Source organism: Epilithonimonas hispanica (assembly GCF_003385395.1).
Classification (GTDB): domain Bacteria; phylum Bacteroidota; class Bacteroidia; order Flavobacteriales; family Weeksellaceae; genus Epilithonimonas; species Epilithonimonas hispanica.
In genome coordinates this window covers 1-575 of record NZ_QNUG01000136.1, presented here as the reverse complement: position 1 = coordinate 575, position 575 = coordinate 1, and the positions used below count along the sequence as shown (strand labels likewise).

Below are 575 nucleotides of genomic sequence, written 5' to 3'. Positions count from 1 at the left end.
TACACCAAGGTTGTCACACAAAAAAGAAACGATGCCGATAAAATTTACAGCATTCACAAGCCTTTTACCCGATGTATTGCCAAAGGAAAAGCGCATAGCCAGTATGAATTTGGGAATAAGGTAGGTTTGATAACCACCGCCAACAAAGGCAAGAAAATCATTCTCGGGATTAAAGCATTTTTGCAAACTCCTTACGATGGTCACACCATAGAACCACTTTTGGAACAGATGGAAACCGGTGGTCAAAAGCTCCCAAAAGAACTCCTTTACGATAGAGGTGGCAGAGGAAAATCAGAAATAAAGGGCGTGAAAATCTTCATCCCAAGCACTCCAAGAAAAAAAGACACTGCTTATCAAAAGCAGACAAAGCGCAAAAAATTTAGAACCAGAGCGGCAATAGAACCTATCATCGGACATTTAAAAACCGATTTTAGGCTGGCAAAAAATTACTTCCTGGGAGAAACGGGACCACAAATCAATGCATTACTAGCTGCAACCGCTTGGAACATGAAGAAAATGATGGAACTACTGAAACAGAAAATTATTTTCTTATTTTATAAGATACAAATTATGCT

At 39.0% G+C, this 575-nt stretch carries 1 pseudogene; it reads left to right on the top strand.

Annotated features, from left to right (window positions below):
- Positions 1-575: pseudogene (locus DRF58_RS18440) on the top strand (IS5/IS1182 family transposase); the annotation flags it as partial.